The organism is uncultured Bacteroides sp. (genome assembly GCF_910586915.1).
Classification (GTDB): domain Bacteria; phylum Bacteroidota; class Bacteroidia; order Bacteroidales; family Bacteroidaceae; genus Bacteroides.
This window is the reverse complement of the sequence record NZ_CAJULN010000016.1, coordinates 47005-63520: the sequence shown is the minus strand read 5'-3', so window position 1 is coordinate 63520 and position 16516 is coordinate 47005. Positions and strand designations below refer to the sequence as shown.

Below are 16516 nucleotides of genomic sequence, written 5' to 3'. Positions count from 1 at the left end.
CTCCGCAACAGATTAAGAAGGCAAGAAATTTAGTTGTATTCGGCAATTCGACTTCCGAAGCAACTGAATTACCGAAAGAAAAGCAGGCTTATGTCGAACCTGCCAGCCCCAATATCGCCGCCGATCCGATAGTGCAGTATATGAGCAAAGCACAAATGGAAAAGAGTATCGAACGTACCCGCAAACTGATGCAGGAAGCCGCCAAGAAACTGGAATTTATCGAAGCAGCCCAATATCGTGATGAATTACTAAAGTTAGAAGATTTGATGAAAGAGAAATGGGGATGAGATTTTCTCATCCTCCATCCCTACAATGGCAGGGCTTTAAATCTTAACCCTGTAAAAATAGTGACGCCATTTTTATACACCTTAAAGCGCTTTGTTTATCGCAGTCTTAATCAATCGCTCCATTACATCATACCCCTCACCTGTCGGATGAACTCCATCTTTTGTATATTGTGGATTCAAAGTCCGGTTGTCATCGGCCACCATTGCATTATAATAATCGACAAATGGAATTTTATGAACTTTAGCATAAGTCTCTATGCGGGCATTTAACGCTTGAATCTTTTGTGGAACGTCCTTTATCTCCATTCTCCATTTAAAAGCCGCCGCAGGAAGCACGGAAGTCAGCACTACTTTTATCTTATTCGCTCTGGCAAGTTCAACCATTGAAACGATATTGCCAAAAGTATAATCTTCGTTGTAAGGCTGCGTATTTTCCGCTACATCATTGGTTCCGGCATTAATGACTACCAAAGCCGGAGAAAGATTGATCACATCTTCACGGAAACGCAGTAAAAACTGATAGGAAGTCTGCCCACTAATACCACGACCGATAATATATCCGTTCGTTTTAAAGAATTCCGGATGAGTCCGTACCCAACCTTCGGTAATGGAGTTTCCCATAAACACAACTCTTTTCTCTTTTTTTGCTGTTTTCGACAAAGCCGAATTTTCTTTGGCATAGCGAGTCAGGTTTGCAAAATCCTTTTTCTGAGCAAAAGCCTCTCCTATTGAGAAACTCAAACAAATAACAGCCAATAATCCCCATCGGCCTATTCTTTTCCCATTCATGATTCTATTTTTTAGGTAACAACAATATATTAATTGACACAAAGATAAGGAATTTTCTTCTATTTTGTCACTCAAGTAACAAACAATCGTTAATAGCGAATATTAAGTTCTTAATCTATGTTATATAACATCTTGTTTTTCCCGTTTTATTTGCTATTGTCTAAAAAGTCCGTACCTTTGCAATGTGTTTTTCATAGTATTAGATTTAAGGTTAACAAAAGGTTGGAGCAAAGCGTTGCTCCTTTTTTTATATCTATACAATTACAGTAAAGACAAAATTTTATCTATCATGGAAATAAATCAAGCAGCACCCAAATTTCGAAATGCATCAATAGCACCCATGCATACCACAGAGCACTTATTAAACGCTACTATGGTAAAGACGTTCGGTTGTCCGCGCTCCCGCAATGCTCACATAGAAAGAAAAAAAAGCAAATGCGACTATCTTCTTTCCTATTGCCCAACAGCAGAACAGATACAATCTATCGAAAACAAAGTGAACGAAGTCATCAGTCAGCACTTACCAGTAACTATTGAGTTTATGACGCGTGAACAAGCAAAGAATATCGTAGACCTGAGCAAACTGCCTGCCGAGGCCGGCGATACGCTTCGCATTGTACGCATCGGAGAGTATGACGCCTGCGCCTGTATCGGTTTACACGTCGAAAACACTTCCGAAATAGGAACTTTCAAAATCATCAGCCATGATTATGACGAAGATAAACAAACGCTGAGGTTAAGATTTAAGCTGACATAATGTAATGAATCTTACCTGCCCCAAAAAGGCAGAAAAAAATCGTTATAAGCTATTTTGAAAACTCCTTGATACGCTGTTCTTCTTCCAGTCTGCATATCAATAACGTGTTGTCTTTCTCGGCAATGATGTATCCATCCAATCCCTGAACTACCACCCGTTTTTCTTCGCTGGTATGTATTACACAGTTCTTACTATCATACAGACGAATATCCGTCCCTACCGCAGCATTACCAGCCTCATCCTGCGGTAACAATCCACGCAAGGCTCCCCAAGTGCCTAAATCCGACCAACCGAATGAAGCCGGCAACACGTAAATCTCCTGCGCCTTTTCCATCACCGCATAGTCAACAGAGATACTTTCGCAAGTCGGGAACAGTTTTTTCACCGTTTCGTTTTCTTTTTCCGTATAGAAATCGGGGAAGATGCGATCGAAAATCTGTGCAATTCCCGGAGCATACACACGCATCACTGAGGTAATGGTACGTACATTCCATACAAAGATTCCGGCATTCCAAAAATAATTTCCTTCTGCCAAATACTTCCCGGCAGTCTCCTTATCCGGTTTTTCTTTGAACGCATCGACTGTAAAAATCTCTTTATCTGTCATTATCTCCCCTCCGGCAGCAATATATCCATATCCGGTTTCCGGACGAGTCGGCTTGACACCCAACGTAACAATGGCACTGTTGTCATTCGTAAAACGGAGCGATTTCTCTACTATCCGACGAAATTCCTGTATGTCGATAACTAATGCATCAGAAGGAGTCACCACGATATTGGCCTTCGGGTGTTTCTTTTTGATTTTCCAACAAGCATAAGCAATGCAAGGCGCGGTGTTTCGTGCACAAGGTTCTGCCAAGATATTGCTTTCAGGAATCTCCGGCAACTGACTACGGACAATATCAATATATTTCTCGGATGTAACCACCCACATATTATTCTCCGGGCAAATACCACTAAAACGGTCAACGGTCAACTGAATCAACGACCGTCCGCAACCCATAACGTCTATAAATTGCTTCGGACATTCCGGAGTACTCATCGGCCAAAAACGACTGCCGATACCACCAGCCATTATTACAACATGATTATCCATATCTGTTTTATTTTCCAATTGTTTTTAATAGCCGCGCAAGTTACTCCAAAATGTCCGAAATTACAAATTTTTCTTATTACTTATATTCCGCCCAACTCTTTATGGCAATATCATCCACACTCATCGTACAGAAAGCATTGATGAATGCGCTCGCCAAACGGGCATTTGTTATCAACGGAATATTCAGATCGATGGCTGCACGACGAATTTTATATCCATTATCCAACTCTCCCGCCGTCAGGTTCTTCGGAATGTTGACTACCATGTCTATCTCCCTGTTGTGAAGCATCTCCAATGCTTGCGGATGTCCTTCCTCGCTCGGCCAATAAACATGAGTGCTTTCAATACCGTTTTCGGCAAGCGCTTTGTACGTGCCACCTGTAGCAAAAAGTCTGTATCCTTTGTTCACCAACATACGGGCTGCATCCATCATATCCGCTTTCTGCTTCATCGTGCCAGTAGAAAGCAAAATATTTTGCTGCGGGATACGATAGCCTACGGAAAGCATCGCTTTCAGAACGGCACAAGAGGTATCCGTACCAATACAACCCACTTCGCCGGTAGAAGCCATATCTACTCCCAACACGGGGTCGGCTTTCTGCAAACGGTTGAAGGAGAACTGAGAAGCCTTGATTCCGACATAATCAAGTTCAAAAAGGTTCTTTTCCGGTTTTTCGACAGGCAGTCCGAGCATAACCTTCGTTGCCAATTTGATAAAGTTTATCTTCAATACTTTACTGACAAACGGGAACGAACGGCTGGCACGCAGATTACATTCGATAACCTTTATATCATTGTCTTTTGCCAAATATTGGATATTGAACGGACCGGAAATGTTCAGTGCTTTGGCAATCTCGCGGCTGATACGCTTGATACGGCGGACTGTCTCTACATACAGTTTTTGTGGCGGGAATTGAATAGTCGCATCACCAGAGTGTACACCCGCAAATTCGATATGCTCGCTGATAGCATATGCTACGATTTCTCCGTTCTGCGCCACGGCATCCATTTCCACCTCTTTGGCGTGTTCGATAAACTGGCTTACTACCACCGGATGTTTCTTCGATACGTTAGCTGCCAGTTGCAGAAATCGTTCAAGCTCTTCCCGATTAGAACATACATTCATCGCTGCTCCGGAGAGCACATAAGACGGACGGACAAGCACCGGAAAGCCCACTTCGTCAACAAACTCATGAATGTCCTCCATAGATGTCAGTTCCCGCCAACGTGGCTGGTCAACACCGATACGGTCAAGCATGGCAGAGAATTTCTCGCGGTCTTCGGCATTATCGATACTCTTGGCACTTGTGCCGAGAATGTGAATCTGCTGTGCATGAAGGCGCAAGGCAAGGTTATTGGGGATTTGTCCTCCGGTAGATACAATGACACCATGTGGATTTTCAAGTTCGAGAATATCCATTACCCGTTCGAAAGTCAACTCGTCGAAGTAGAGACGGTCGCACATATCGTAGTCCGTAGATACGGTTTCAGGATTATAGTTAATCATGACGCTGCGCCATCCTTCTTTGCGGATAGTATTCAAGGCCTGTACGCCACACCAGTCGAACTCTACCGAAGAGCCGATGCGGTAAGCTCCGGAACCCAGCACAACGATAGACTTATGGTCGCCTACGTAATGAACATCATTGGCAACGCCACTGTAAGTAAGATACAGATAGTTGGTCTGTGCGGGATATTCGGCAGCTAAAGTATCGATTTGTTTCACAACCGGAAAGATGCCCGCCTGCTTGCGATGATTGCGAACAGCAAGGAGCCCGTCTTCCATATCGCCTTCGTAGCCAATGGCACGGGCTATCTGAAAATCGGAGAATCCCCGGACTTTCGCCTGGCGAAGCAATTCGTCCGGTAAGTCGGCTATCTGTTTATAGTTGTCTCCCCAGCGATGCAACTCTTCGGAAGTCTGCATGATGTTCATCAACTTCTGAAGGAACCATTTGTCAATTTTTGTCAGTTCATATACCTGATCGATGGTATATCCGGCACGGAAAGCTTTCGAGATGACAAAAATACGTTTATCAGTCGGTTCAAGAAGCGCTTTGTCAATATCGGGGATAACCAATTCTTTGTTTTCTACAAAACCGTGCATTCCCTGCCCTATCATGCGAAGTCCCTTTTGAATAGCCTCTTCAAAAGTACGGCCAATAGCCATTACCTCACCGACCGATTTCATGGAAGACCCCAATTCCTTGTCCACTCCGTGAAACTTACCCAAGTCCCAACGAGGAATCTTACAGACCACATAGTCCAACGCAGGCTCGAAGAAAGCGGAAGTCGTTTTTGTTACAGAGTTTTTCAAGTCGAAAAGCCCGTAACCCAATCCTAACTTGGCGGCAACGAAAGCCAACGGATAACCGGTTGCCTTAGAAGCCAAAGCCGACGAACGGGAAAGACGAGCGTTTACCTCAATCACCCGATAATCTTCGGAAGCCGGGTCGAAAGCATACTGCACGTTACATTCACCTACGATACCGATATGGCGGATGATACGGATGGCCAACTCGCGAAGTTTATGATACTCTTTATTAGTAAGCGTTTGTGAGGGAGCGATAACGATAGACTCACCGGTATGGATGCCCAACGGGTCAAAGTTTTCCATATTACAAACGGTGATACAATTGTCGAAACGGTCGCGCACGACCTCATATTCCACTTCTTTCCAGCCACGGAGCGATTTCTCCACCAACACTTGCGGAGAAAAAGAAAAAGCCTTTTCTACCAAAACATCCAACTGCTCCTCGTTATTACAAAAGCCGGAACCCAGACCACCCAGCGCATACGCGGCACGGACAATCACCGGATAACCCAGTTCTTTGGCTGCGCGACGGGCCTCTTCCGCATTTTCCACAGCTTCACTCTTGATAGTCTTTACATCGATTTCATTCAATTTCTGCACGAAAAGTTCGCGATCTTCGGTGTCCATAATGGCTTGTACAGGAGTACCGAGCACCTTGACGTTGTATTTTGCGAGAATTCCTTCCTGATACAAAGCTACCCCGCAATTCAAAGCCGTCTGCCCGCCGAATGCAAGCATAATACCCTGAGGCTTCTCTTTTTGAATCACTTTTTCTACGAAGTACGGGGTCACCGGCAGGAAGTAGATTTGGTCTGCTACCCCTTCAGAGGTCTGTACGGTAGCAATATTCGGATTGATAAGTACTGTTTCAATTCCCTCTTCTTTCAAGGCTTTGAGAGCCTGCGAACCGGAATAATCGAACTCACCGGCCTCACCGATTTTCAGAGCGCCAGAACCTAACAGTAATACTTTCTTTATTTTTTCTTTCATGATTGTCGATTATTTAAGCAGGTTTACAAATTCGTCGAACAAGAATTCCGTGTCTGTCGGTCCGCTGGCGGCTTCCGGATGGAATTGTGCCGAAAACCAGGGATTCTTCTTATGCCTGATTCCTTCGTTGGAGCCGTCGTTCATGTTGATGAAAAGCGTTTCCCAATCTGTCCCTAACGTATTACTATCTACGGCATAACCGTGATTTTGGGAAGTGATGAAACAACGTTCCGTACCTACCATACGCACAGGCTGGTTGTGGCTGCGGTGTCCGTATTTCAGTTTGTATATCTTGGCTCCCCCTGCTTTTGAAAGCAATTGATTGCCCATACAGATTCCGAAAATAGGGAGTTGTCCGTTTTTCATTGCCTTGCGGATATTATGTACCGCAACGTCACAGGTGTCCGGATCGCCTGGTCCGTTGGAAATAAACAATCCGTCAAATTCAAGTCCATTGAAATCATAATCCCACGGCACGCGAATCACTTCCACACCACGTCTCAGCAGGCAACGGATGATATTGGCCTTTACACCGCAATCTACAAGAACAACTTTCTTAAATTGAGAATTGAAAGTTGAGAACTGCAAATTAAGCTGCGTAACGGAATCGGTTATCGGAAAAACATGAGAGGTTCCGTCGGGAAGATAAGAGATGATTTCTTTGCAACTTACTTTGTCTACGTAATTGACACCTGCATAGGTAGCTTCGGGAATATTATCCGGTTCATCATCAAATACGATTTTTCCCATCATCACACCATGTTCGCGGAGTACTTTCGTCAGTTCGCGGGTATCAATACCCGTGAGGCCGGGAACCTGTTCACGTTTCAACCAGTCGCCAAGACTTTCCACTGCATTCCAATGGCTGTATTCATATGAATAGTCACTTACGATAATCGCTTCTGCATGGATTTTCCCGCTCTCCATGAAAGTAGCGAGTCCGTTCGGTTCGATTGTAAAGGGAGGAACTCCGTAGTTACCTGTCAAGGGATAGGTAAGAGCCATCAACTGTCCGGCATACGACGGGTCGGTGAGACTCTCGGGATATCCGGTCATGGCAGTATTGAAAACTACTTCGCCCGCCACCGGCTTCTCGTAGCCAAACGACTTGCCGGAAAACCGGCTCCCGTCGTCAAGGATTAATGTCACATTTCTCATGTAATCTAATGATTAAAACTTAAAATTGATACATTTGCTCAATATAGTCGATAAATGCACGGTTCACCATTTTCACGCCACCCGGTGTAGGATAATTGCCACTGAAGTACCAGTCGCCCGTATGATTGGGACAAGCCTCGCGAAGCCCTTCCAACGGCTGGTAGACAATTTCCACTTTAGCTTTCGTTCCTTTCGGCGTGAGCAGTTCCACCATCTTGGCGGAGATTTCTTCGTCGGTAAAAGGTGCATAGATGTCTTTTACATAGTTCACCATCTGCTCTTTCGGCAGCATTGCCTGGTCTTTGGACTTACGGTAAGCGGCTGCAATCACATCTTTCATATCACGTTCCTTCAGAAGTTCGACAGCAGCTCTGAAAGCAATAAATTCACTCATCTTCGACATATCTATACCGTAATAATCGGGATAACGAACCTGTGGCGAAGAGGATACGATGACAATCTTCTTCGGGTGGAGACGATCAAGAATACTGATAATACTTTGTTTCAACGTTGTACCCCGCACAATGCTGTCGTCAATAATCACTAAGTTGTCGACATCCGGCACGAGACTTCCGTATGTAATGTCATATACGTGAGCTGCCAAATCATTGCGGCTGTTTCCCTCGGCAATGAACGTACGAAGTTTGATATCCTTAACAGCCACCTTCTCACTGCGGATGCGACGGGAAAGAATCGCTTCCAATTCCTCTAAATTCGGATTATGCCCCAATGCGGCAATCTGCTGTACTTTCTCTTCGTTCAGATAATCGTCCAACCCCTGCAACATTCCATAAAAAGCTACTTCGGCAGTGTTGGGTATGAAAGAGAAAACGGTATGGTCAATGTCGTTATCAATAGCTTTCAGAATTTTTGGAACCAACTTTTCACCCAACAATTTTCTTTCTTTATAAATATCTGCATCACTGCCACGGGAAAAATAGATACGTTCAAAAGAACAGGCGTACTTCTCACGGGATTTGATAATTTGCGAGGTACGTATTTTGCCCTCTTTGCTGATAAGCAACGCTTGTCCCGGTTGCAACTCCCTTATTTTTTCAGAAGGGACATTCAAGACGGTTTGGATGACCGGACGTTCGGAAGCCAACACGGCTATTTCATCGTCCTGATACCAGAATGCGGGACGAATCCCCCACGGGTCGCGGATAGCGAAAGATTCTCCGCTTCCGGTCAGCCCGCAGATAACGTATCCTCCGTCCCACTCACGGCAGGAGGTACGCAATACATTGGCAAGGTCAATGTGTTCTTCTATATAATTGGTGATGTCCATACCTGTAAGCCCTTCGGCTTCGGCAAGATTAAAGATACGCTCCACTTCACGGTCGAGACGATGTCCTACTTGTTCCAGCATAATATATGTATCAGCATACCGGCGCGGATGCTGACCGATAGCCGTAATACGTGCGAAAATTTCGTCTACATTCGTCATGTTAAAGTTCCCGCAGAGAGCTAAGTTCTTGGCACGCCAGTTGTTCCTTCTCAAAAACGGATGCACGTAAGAGAGGCCTGATTTTCCGGTGGTAGAATAACGGAGATGTCCCATATACGCTTCGCCGGCAAAGGGCAATGTACGTTTGGCATACTCCGCATTGTGCAACTGTTCAGGCGACAAATCCTTGAAGTTGCTCTGTACATTCTCAAAGATTTCAGTAATGGCGCCGGAACCCAAGGCACGCTCACGAAACATATATTCTTCACCCGAATTCGCTTTCAGTTTCACGCAAGCCAGCCCTGCGCCTTCCTGCCCACGGTTGTGCTGCTTTTCCATCAGCAGATAAAGTTTGTTGAGACCATACATCCACGTCCCATACTTCTTTTCGTAATACTCCAGCGGTTTAAGCAAACGTATCATGGCGACGCCACATTCATGTTTTAACTGTTCCATCTATATTATTTACGTTTTTACGATTTTAATTACCACTTGACTGATGACGGGTAATTTTCATGTATTCTATTAATTGAGCAAAAGTTTCGGTATCAGGTACTGACTGCTTTAAAATTATCAATGACACCGTTATGAATGAGAGGAGGTTTCCCAGAAGAGGAGTAATGAAAGTGGACGTGGGAGGAAATATTTTTCTGTGTGACGAAAATTTCAGATTCGGAGACTTTGTCTTTCGTCTTATACACATTCAACTGTTGGTTATTACCGATTAATGCTACCCCTGCACTGTGATATCCACGATACTCCAATCGCTTCAGTTCCTTTTTTATAAGGATGGGATAGGCTTTTCTTTTATCAATATAGCCTACTATTCCACACATATATTTATGATGTTTTTATTTCGGCTGCAAATATACGTATTTCAAATAACATAAAGTTCACGTTTCCCATATTTATTTAACAGAAATACATTAAAAAGTTATAAACACATCAAAAAGCCAAACAATATCATATTTTTACCTCAAAAAGAAACAATAGCAAGCATTACACTTTTCTTATATACAGATAGATAATATTTCAAATTAAAACAAAAAAAGCCACATATACAAAATGATTAGAAGTTCGTCGAATTTAAACTGATATTAAATCCCCCCTTTTGTCAATGATAAAGCAGAAAGTCATACCTTTGCATAGTGATAAGACAAAAGGTTGCCTCAATCAATAAATACAGGTCAAAATGACAAGCAAAATCAAATTTACCAAAATGCATGGAGCGGGAAATGACTACATATATGTAGACACTACCAAATATCCAATAGCGAACCCCGAAAAGAAAGCAATCGAATGGAGCAAATTCCATACCGGACTTGGGAGTGATGGACTTATTTTGATTGGAAGTTCTAAAAAGGCTGATTTCAGTATGCGTATTTTCAATGCCGACGGCTCGGAAGCGATGATGTGCGGAAATGGCAGCCGTTGCGTAGGCAAATATGTATATGAATACGGCTTGACGAACAAAACAGAAATCACACTGGACACACTGTCGGGAATTAAAATGCTGAAACTTCACGTAGACGGAAAAACAGTTACCGCAGTTACAGTGGATATGGGCAGCCCGTTGGAAACGAAAGAGGTTCATATAAAAGGAAAGTATGCTTTCCGGTCAACCAAAGTATCGATGGGAAATCCTCATTTAGTCACCTTTGTGGATAATATAAACCTAATCAACTTACCGGAAACAGGTCCCAAACTGGAGCATTATCATCTTTTCCCCGACAGAACAAATGTGGAATTTGCACAGATTATAGGCAAAGATATCATACGGATGAGAGTATGGGAAAGAGGTTCGGGAATTACCCAAGCGTGCGGAACAGGAGCTTGCGCCACAGCAGTAGCCGCCTTCCTCAACGGACTGGCAGGGAGAAAAAGTAAAATAATAATGGATGGCGGCGAAGTCCTCATTGAATGGGATGAAGTCTCTGGACATATATTAATGACAGGACCGGCAACCAAAGTATTCGACGGAGAAATCGAAGAAACCGGAAATTGAGAATATAATTATCCACTATCTTCCCTTATCTGCCAAATAGAGAAGTTTCAGCCTTATAATCAGTTTGTTATAGCATCTATATATGCTGGCTGTAGGACATATAGATGGTAGACGCAGGACATATATATGGTGGAAGTTGGATATATATGTGGTGAAAACCAGATCTCTATGCGCAGCAAACCCCTCATATATAGAAGGTAAATAGAGGATAATCATTATATAGAAACTTAAAACAATGACAATATGGCTTTAGTAAACGAGCATTTTTTGAAATTACCGGGAAGTTACCTTTTCTCGGATATAGCGAAAAAAGTAAATACTTTCAAGATAACACATCCCAAACAAGACATCATCCGATTAGGTATCGGCGATGTTACCCGCCCGCTTCCCAAAGCCTGCATTGAAGCAATGCACAAAGCGGTAGAAGAACTTGCCGATAAGGATACCTTCCACGGTTATGGTCCGGAACAGGGATACGATTTTCTGATTGAAGCAATTATAAAGAATGATTTCGCTCCGCGCGGAATTCACTTCTCCGCTTCTGAAATATTTATCAGCGACGGAGCTAAAAGCGATACCGGAAATATAGGTGATATTCTTCGCCACGACAATAGCATAGGCGTTACAGATCCTATCTATCCGGTATATATTGACAGCAACGTCATGTGCGGGCGTGCCGGAGTATTGGAAGAGAGAACAGGTAAATGGAGTAATGTCACCTATATGCCTTGCACAAGTGAAAACAACTTCATTCCCGAAATCCCGAACAAACGGATAGATATCGTCTATCTCTGCTATCCGAACAATCCGACCGGTACAACACTCACCAAAGCGGAACTAAAGAAATGGGTAGACTATGCTTTGGCAAACGACACACTTATCCTGTTTGATGCCGCATACGAAGCGTATATCCAGGATGAAGACGTCCCACACTCTATTTTCGAAATCAAAGGGGCCAAGAAATGTGCCATCGAATTCCGCAGCTTCTCAAAGACAGCAGGATTTACTGGAGTGCGCTGCGGATATACGGTAGTGCCCAAAGAACTTACAGCCGCAACTTTGGAAGGCGAGCGTATCCCGCTCAACAGATTATGGAACCGCCGCCAATGTACCAAGTTCAACGGCACTTCCTACATCACCCAACGGGCCGCGGAAGCTGTTTATAGTACGGAAGGAAAAACACAGATAAAAGAAACCATCCATTATTATATGACCAACGCAAAAATCATGAAGGAAGGATTGGAAGCTACCGGATTGAAGGTCTACGGCGGAGTGAACGCTCCTTATTTATGGGTGAAAACTCCAAACGGTCTTTCCTCGTGGCGATTCTTTGAACAGATGTTGTATGAAGCCAATGTTGTGGTTACTCCCGGCGTGGGTTTCGGACCAAGTGGCGAGGGATATATCCGTCTGACTGCTTTCGGCGAGCGCAACGACTGTATCGAAGCTATGAGAAGGATTAAAAAAACTGCCCGATGATGGTTTCTCATCGGGCAGTTTTTTTAATCCACAATCTTTGCATCCTCAATATCATCCTCCTTACGCACTACCGGAACCTCCGGACGATGATGCATAAACTTAAACCAGTTTATCAATTCAGAAAGTGAATAAACCAAACTTGTGACACCAATAATCATAAATGTAGTATTGCGCACTCCGGTCGGATTGAACAAAGCGACGATACCTGCAATCAGAATCAAGGAAGGAACCAAATAGAACACTCCCGGCACAGGTATCCAACGGCGAGCCATCGACAGTGAAGCAATCTGTTGAACTCCGCCCATTATCAGAATAAATCCTAACAGGAACATAAGAACATCTGCAAAAAACTCAGGCATCACAATCAGCCAGAGTCCAAACAGCAGGCTACCCACCCCTTCAATCGGGAAACGGGGTATGATTTCATTCTCCATCCTTTTACGCCCGAAATAGCCGAAAAGGCTGATAACACCGGTAATAAAAAAAGCAATTCCTACCGTAACGACAATATATCCGGCAGCCGCATCCGGCCAAATCACCAGCACCAAACCTATCACAAGTGCAAAGAGAATCCGAATAAGAGAATAATTCATTGTTTTCATAAATTCCACATTTTTTATCAAACTCAGTTTCAATACTTTTGCGAATATAACTGTTTCTACCGATATATTAAAATATAATTATGTATAAGAACAGTCCGGGCACGAAATTGTTTCCGAATTGAAAAAAAGTAATATTTTGTTTGCCGTTTCAAACAAAGTGTCTATATTTGTCCCTCATAAAACAGCAAAAGATGATGAGAACAATGTTAGTAAATACATATTGGTGGTGGCGCCCGTTACAACTCCGACAGTCGTAAGGGAGCAGTGCTCGTATGTATATACCTCATTTAAGATATAACAGATTTGAAAAGAGCCCTGTCGCAACTTGCGGCAGGGCTCTTTTATTTTCCCTCTTTTTTGGAAAATAACATAAAAAGATAAGATGATGAAAAGTTTTTTAGTTGACCAAAACGGTTATTACGGAGAATTCGGCGGAGCTTACGTACCGGAGGCACTCCGCGAATGCATCGAGGAGTTGAAAAACAAGTACCTCAAAGTAATTGAAAGTGAAGAGTTCAGGAAAGAGTTCGACCAATTACTGCGCGACTACGTAGGACGCCCTTCCCCACTCTATCCGGCAAAACGCCTTTCGGAAAAGTACGGCTGCAAACTGTACCTGAAACGGGAGGACCTGAACCACACGGGAGCCCACAAAATCAATAACACTATCGGGCAAATCCTATTGGCAAGACGCATGGGCAAGAAGCGCATCATTGCCGAAACGGGCGCTGGGCAACATGGAGTGGCAACCGCCACCGTATGTGCGCTGATGGATATGGAATGCATCGTCTATATGGGAAAGACGGATGTGGAACGCCAGCATATCAACGTAGAGAAAATGAAAATGTTGGGAGCCACCGTAATCCCTGTCACTTCGGGAAACATGACTCTGAAAGATGCCACCGACGAAGCGATTCGCGACTGGTGTTGCCATCCTGCCGACACATATTATATTGTAGGTTCTACCGTAGGGCCTCATCCCTACCCCGATATGGTGGCACGCCTGCAATCTGTCATCAGCGAAGAAATCAAAAAGCAACTCTTGGAAAAAGAAGGACGCGATTATCCCGATTATCTGATAGCCTGCATAGGCGGCGGAAGTAATGCTGCGGGAACAATTTATCATCATATAAACGACGAACGTGTAGGCCTCATCCTCGCGGAAGCCGGCGGCAAGGGAATAGAGACGGGAATGACCGCCGCTACCATCCAACTTGGAAAAACGGGAATCATTCATGGAGCACGCACCTATGTTATTCAAAACGAACAGGGACAGATTGAAGAACCGTACTCCATTTCTGCCGGACTGGATTATCCGGGCATCGGGCCGATACACGCTAACCTTGCCGCACAAAAACGCGCCAAAGTGTTATCCTTCAATGACGATGAAGCCATAGAAGCAGCCTACGAACTGACGAAATTGGAAGGAATCATTCCCGCACTGGAATCGGCACACGCATTAGGTGCTTTGAAAAAAGTGAAGTTCAAGCCGGAGGATGTGGTGGTGCTTACGGTTTCGGGACGGGGAGACAAAGACATCGCAACATATTTAACATTCTGCGATTAACGACCAAACGTACGTCTGTCAGTATCGCAACAATCATTCGACCAAAACAAGAAAGAAATGAAAATATTACTTTTAGACAACTACGACTCTTTCGCCTATAACTTACTGCACGCAGTGAAAGAACTGGGAACCACGGATATAGAAGTGGCCTACAACGACCTGATAGAACTTGACGCAATAGAACGTTTTGACAAAATCATCCTGTCGCCAGGACCGGGTCTTCCCAAAGAGGCAGGATTGCTATTGCCTATTATTAAAAGATATGCTCCTACCAAAAGCATCTTAGGTGTCTGTCTGGGGCATCAAGCCATCGGCGAGGCCTTCGGAGCACGCTTGGAAAATTTGAAAGAGGTTTATCACGGAATACAGAGCGAGGTCAGTATTCTCAAAGGAGATGTACTTTTTGAAGGACTGGACAAGGAGATTCCCGTCGGGCGATACCACTCATGGGTAGTGAGCCGAGATGGTTTTCCCGACTGCCTGGAAATAACAGCCGAAAGCAAGGAGGGACAAATCATGGCACTACGCCACAAAACTTACGATGTACACGGCATTCAGTTTCATCCCGAATCCATACTGACCCCGCAGGGAAAAGAGATTATCAGAAACTTCTTAAACCATTAAAGTGACGTAAGTAAAAGGAGGTTGTCAGAACTGATTCTCATCGAGAAGCATTTTTGCTTTTAAATCATCGGTTATCCCCGCATAAATATTCATAATTACAACATTTCAGCATAAACTACAAACAAATTCATCATTTATTATTCGTAATTTGCAATAAATTGGTATCTTTGTCAGCGTTTTAACAAAAATTCAATGACTATGAACGTAGAGACTCCTTCTGTTTTGTTAATCTATACGGGTGGAACTATCGGAATGATAGAAAATCCGGAAACCGGTGCTTTGGAGAATTTCAATTTCGACCATCTGCTCAAGTATGTGCCCGAATTGAAAAGATTCAACTATCGCATCTCTTCCTATCCATTCGAACCACCTATCGACTCTTCGGATATGGAGCCAGCTTATTGGGCTGAACTGGTAAAAATCATCCATCAGAATTACGACAGTTTCGATGGTTTCGTCATCCTGCACGGAACGGACACTATGGCTTATACCGCTTCGGCCCTGAGTTTTATGCTCGAAAACTTAAGCAAGCCCGTTATTCTCACCGGCTCTCAACTTCCCATCGGAACGTTGCGGACAGACGGAAAAGAGAATCTGATTACCGCCATTGAAATTGCTGCCGCCAAGAACCCGGACGGTACAGCCATTGTTCCCGAAGTGTGTATCTTCTTCGAAAATCACTTGATGCGCGGCAACCGTACTACAAAAATCAACGCGGAAAACTTCAACGCATTCCGCTCTTTCAACTACCCGCCATTGGCACGCGTAGGTATCCATATCAAATATGAACCGAACCTCATCCGCAGACCCGCCCCTGCCAAACCGCTGAAACCACACTATCTGTTTGATACGAATGTAGTCATACTCACGCTCTTTCCCGGTATCGAAGAGAGTATTGTAACTTCTCTTCTCCATGTTCCCGGACTGAAAGCGGTGGTTCTGAAAACCTTCGGTTCGGGAAATGCACCGCAAAAAGAGTGGTTCATCCGCCAACTGAAAGAAGCTACCAAACGGGGCATTATTATAGTCAACATCACCCAATGCGCTTCGGGAGCTGTAGAGATGGGACGTTATGAGACGGGGATGCATCTGTTGGAAGCAGGAGTTATCAGTGGATACGACAGCACTCCCGAATGTGCCATAACCAAGTTGATGTTCTTACTCGGGCATGGGCTATCCAATCAGGATATCCGACAGAAGATGGATTCATGTTTAATAGGAGAAATCACCAAATCCTAAGCATACAGATTCAAGAAAGCATAGAAATTCACCTTGTGCCAACGTATTGACACGACCTTGCCACTGTATTGGCTTAGTCGTGCCAACTAAATGGTACAGCCTGTACAAAGCAATCATTGTCAATAATGTATCGGCAGACAAACTTTTAACCCGTTATTATTT

The 16516-nt window shown here is 44.0% G+C and carries 13 protein-coding genes and 1 pseudogene; 7 read left to right on the top strand and 7 right to left on the bottom strand.

The window, feature by feature from the left end:
- A partial coding sequence (locus QZ331_RS08005) for a UvrB/UvrC motif-containing protein (RefSeq protein ID WP_294629400.1) occupies positions 1 to 287 on the top strand: 287 nt, incomplete at its 5' end.
- 81 nt (positions 288 to 368) lie between these two features.
- Here QZ331_RS08005 and QZ331_RS08000 read toward each other — a convergent pair.
- Complete coding sequence (locus QZ331_RS08000; protein ID WP_294629399.1) at positions 369 to 1076, bottom strand: SGNH/GDSL hydrolase family protein; 708 nt, start codon at positions 1074 to 1076, stop codon at positions 369 to 371.
- Positions 1077 to 1365: 289 nt separating this feature from the next.
- Here QZ331_RS08000 and QZ331_RS07995 point away from each other — a divergent pair, with 289 nt between their 5' ends.
- Positions 1366 to 1833 carry a hypothetical protein gene (locus QZ331_RS07995; RefSeq protein WP_294629398.1) on the top strand — a complete coding sequence of 156 codons (468 nt, stop codon included), beginning with the start codon at positions 1366 to 1368 and terminating at the stop codon, positions 1831 to 1833.
- Positions 1834 to 1882: 49 nt separating this feature from the next.
- Here the strand turns inward: QZ331_RS07995 and QZ331_RS07990 are convergent, their stop codons facing one another.
- The 5 genes and pseudogenes from QZ331_RS07990 to QZ331_RS07970 form a co-directional block, all read right to left on the bottom strand.
- A complete protein-coding gene (locus QZ331_RS07990; protein WP_294629397.1) occupies positions 1883 to 2929 on the bottom strand; it encodes a mannose-1-phosphate guanylyltransferase in 1047 nt (348 codons plus the stop codon).
- A 76-nt stretch (positions 2930 to 3005) separates the two neighbouring features.
- Entirely contained in the window at positions 3006 to 6233 is a 3228-nt protein-coding gene (gene carB, locus QZ331_RS07985; protein WP_294629396.1) for a carbamoyl-phosphate synthase (glutamine-hydrolyzing) large subunit, read from the bottom strand.
- 9 nt (positions 6234 to 6242) lie between these two features.
- Positions 6243 to 7391: a glutamine-hydrolyzing carbamoyl-phosphate synthase small subunit gene (gene carA / locus QZ331_RS07980; protein WP_294629395.1), complete on the bottom strand. Its 1149-nt coding sequence runs from the start codon at positions 7389 to 7391 to the stop codon at positions 6243 to 6245.
- A gap of 19 nt (positions 7392 to 7410) precedes the next feature.
- Positions 7411 to 9294, bottom strand: a complete 1884-nt coding sequence (locus QZ331_RS07975; protein ID WP_294629394.1) for an amidophosphoribosyltransferase — start codon at positions 9292 to 9294, stop codon at positions 7411 to 7413.
- 52 nt (positions 9295 to 9346) lie between these two features.
- Positions 9347 to 9674, bottom strand: a pseudogene (locus QZ331_RS07970) (glutamine--fructose-6-phosphate aminotransferase); the annotation flags it as partial.
- A 356-nt stretch (positions 9675 to 10030) separates the two neighbouring features.
- Here QZ331_RS07970 and dapF point away from each other — a divergent pair.
- Complete coding sequence (dapF, locus tag QZ331_RS07965) at positions 10031 to 10843, top strand: diaminopimelate epimerase (RefSeq protein ID WP_294629393.1); 813 nt, start codon at positions 10031 to 10033, stop codon at positions 10841 to 10843.
- A 243-nt stretch (positions 10844 to 11086) separates the two neighbouring features.
- The gene (locus QZ331_RS07960; RefSeq protein WP_294629392.1) at positions 11087 to 12322 is read left to right on the top strand and encodes an LL-diaminopimelate aminotransferase; all 1236 of its coding nucleotides are present in this window, start codon (positions 11087 to 11089) and stop codon (positions 12320 to 12322) included.
- Between the two features lie 23 nt (positions 12323 to 12345).
- Here the strand turns inward: QZ331_RS07960 and QZ331_RS07955 are convergent, their stop codons facing one another.
- Positions 12346 to 12924, bottom strand: a complete 579-nt coding sequence (locus tag QZ331_RS07955) for a DUF308 domain-containing protein (protein WP_294629391.1) — start codon at positions 12922 to 12924, stop codon at positions 12346 to 12348.
- Positions 12925 to 13309: 385 nt separating this feature from the next.
- On the opposite strand from QZ331_RS07955, the gene trpB reads away from it, so the two are divergent.
- From trpB to QZ331_RS07940, 3 genes are all read left to right on the top strand, one after another.
- The gene (gene trpB / locus QZ331_RS07950) at positions 13310 to 14491 is read left to right on the top strand and encodes a tryptophan synthase subunit beta (RefSeq protein ID WP_294629405.1); all 1182 of its coding nucleotides are present in this window, start codon (positions 13310 to 13312) and stop codon (positions 14489 to 14491) included.
- Positions 14492 to 14548: 57 nt separating this feature from the next.
- On the top strand, positions 14549 to 15115 hold the full coding sequence (locus QZ331_RS07945; RefSeq protein WP_294629390.1) for an aminodeoxychorismate/anthranilate synthase component II: 567 nt from the start codon (positions 14549 to 14551) through the stop codon (positions 15113 to 15115).
- Positions 15116 to 15313: 198 nt separating this feature from the next.
- The gene (locus tag QZ331_RS07940) at positions 15314 to 16354 is read left to right on the top strand and encodes a type I asparaginase (protein WP_294629404.1); all 1041 of its coding nucleotides are present in this window, start codon (positions 15314 to 15316) and stop codon (positions 16352 to 16354) included.
- The last annotated feature ends 162 nt before the right edge of the window (positions 16355 to 16516 follow it).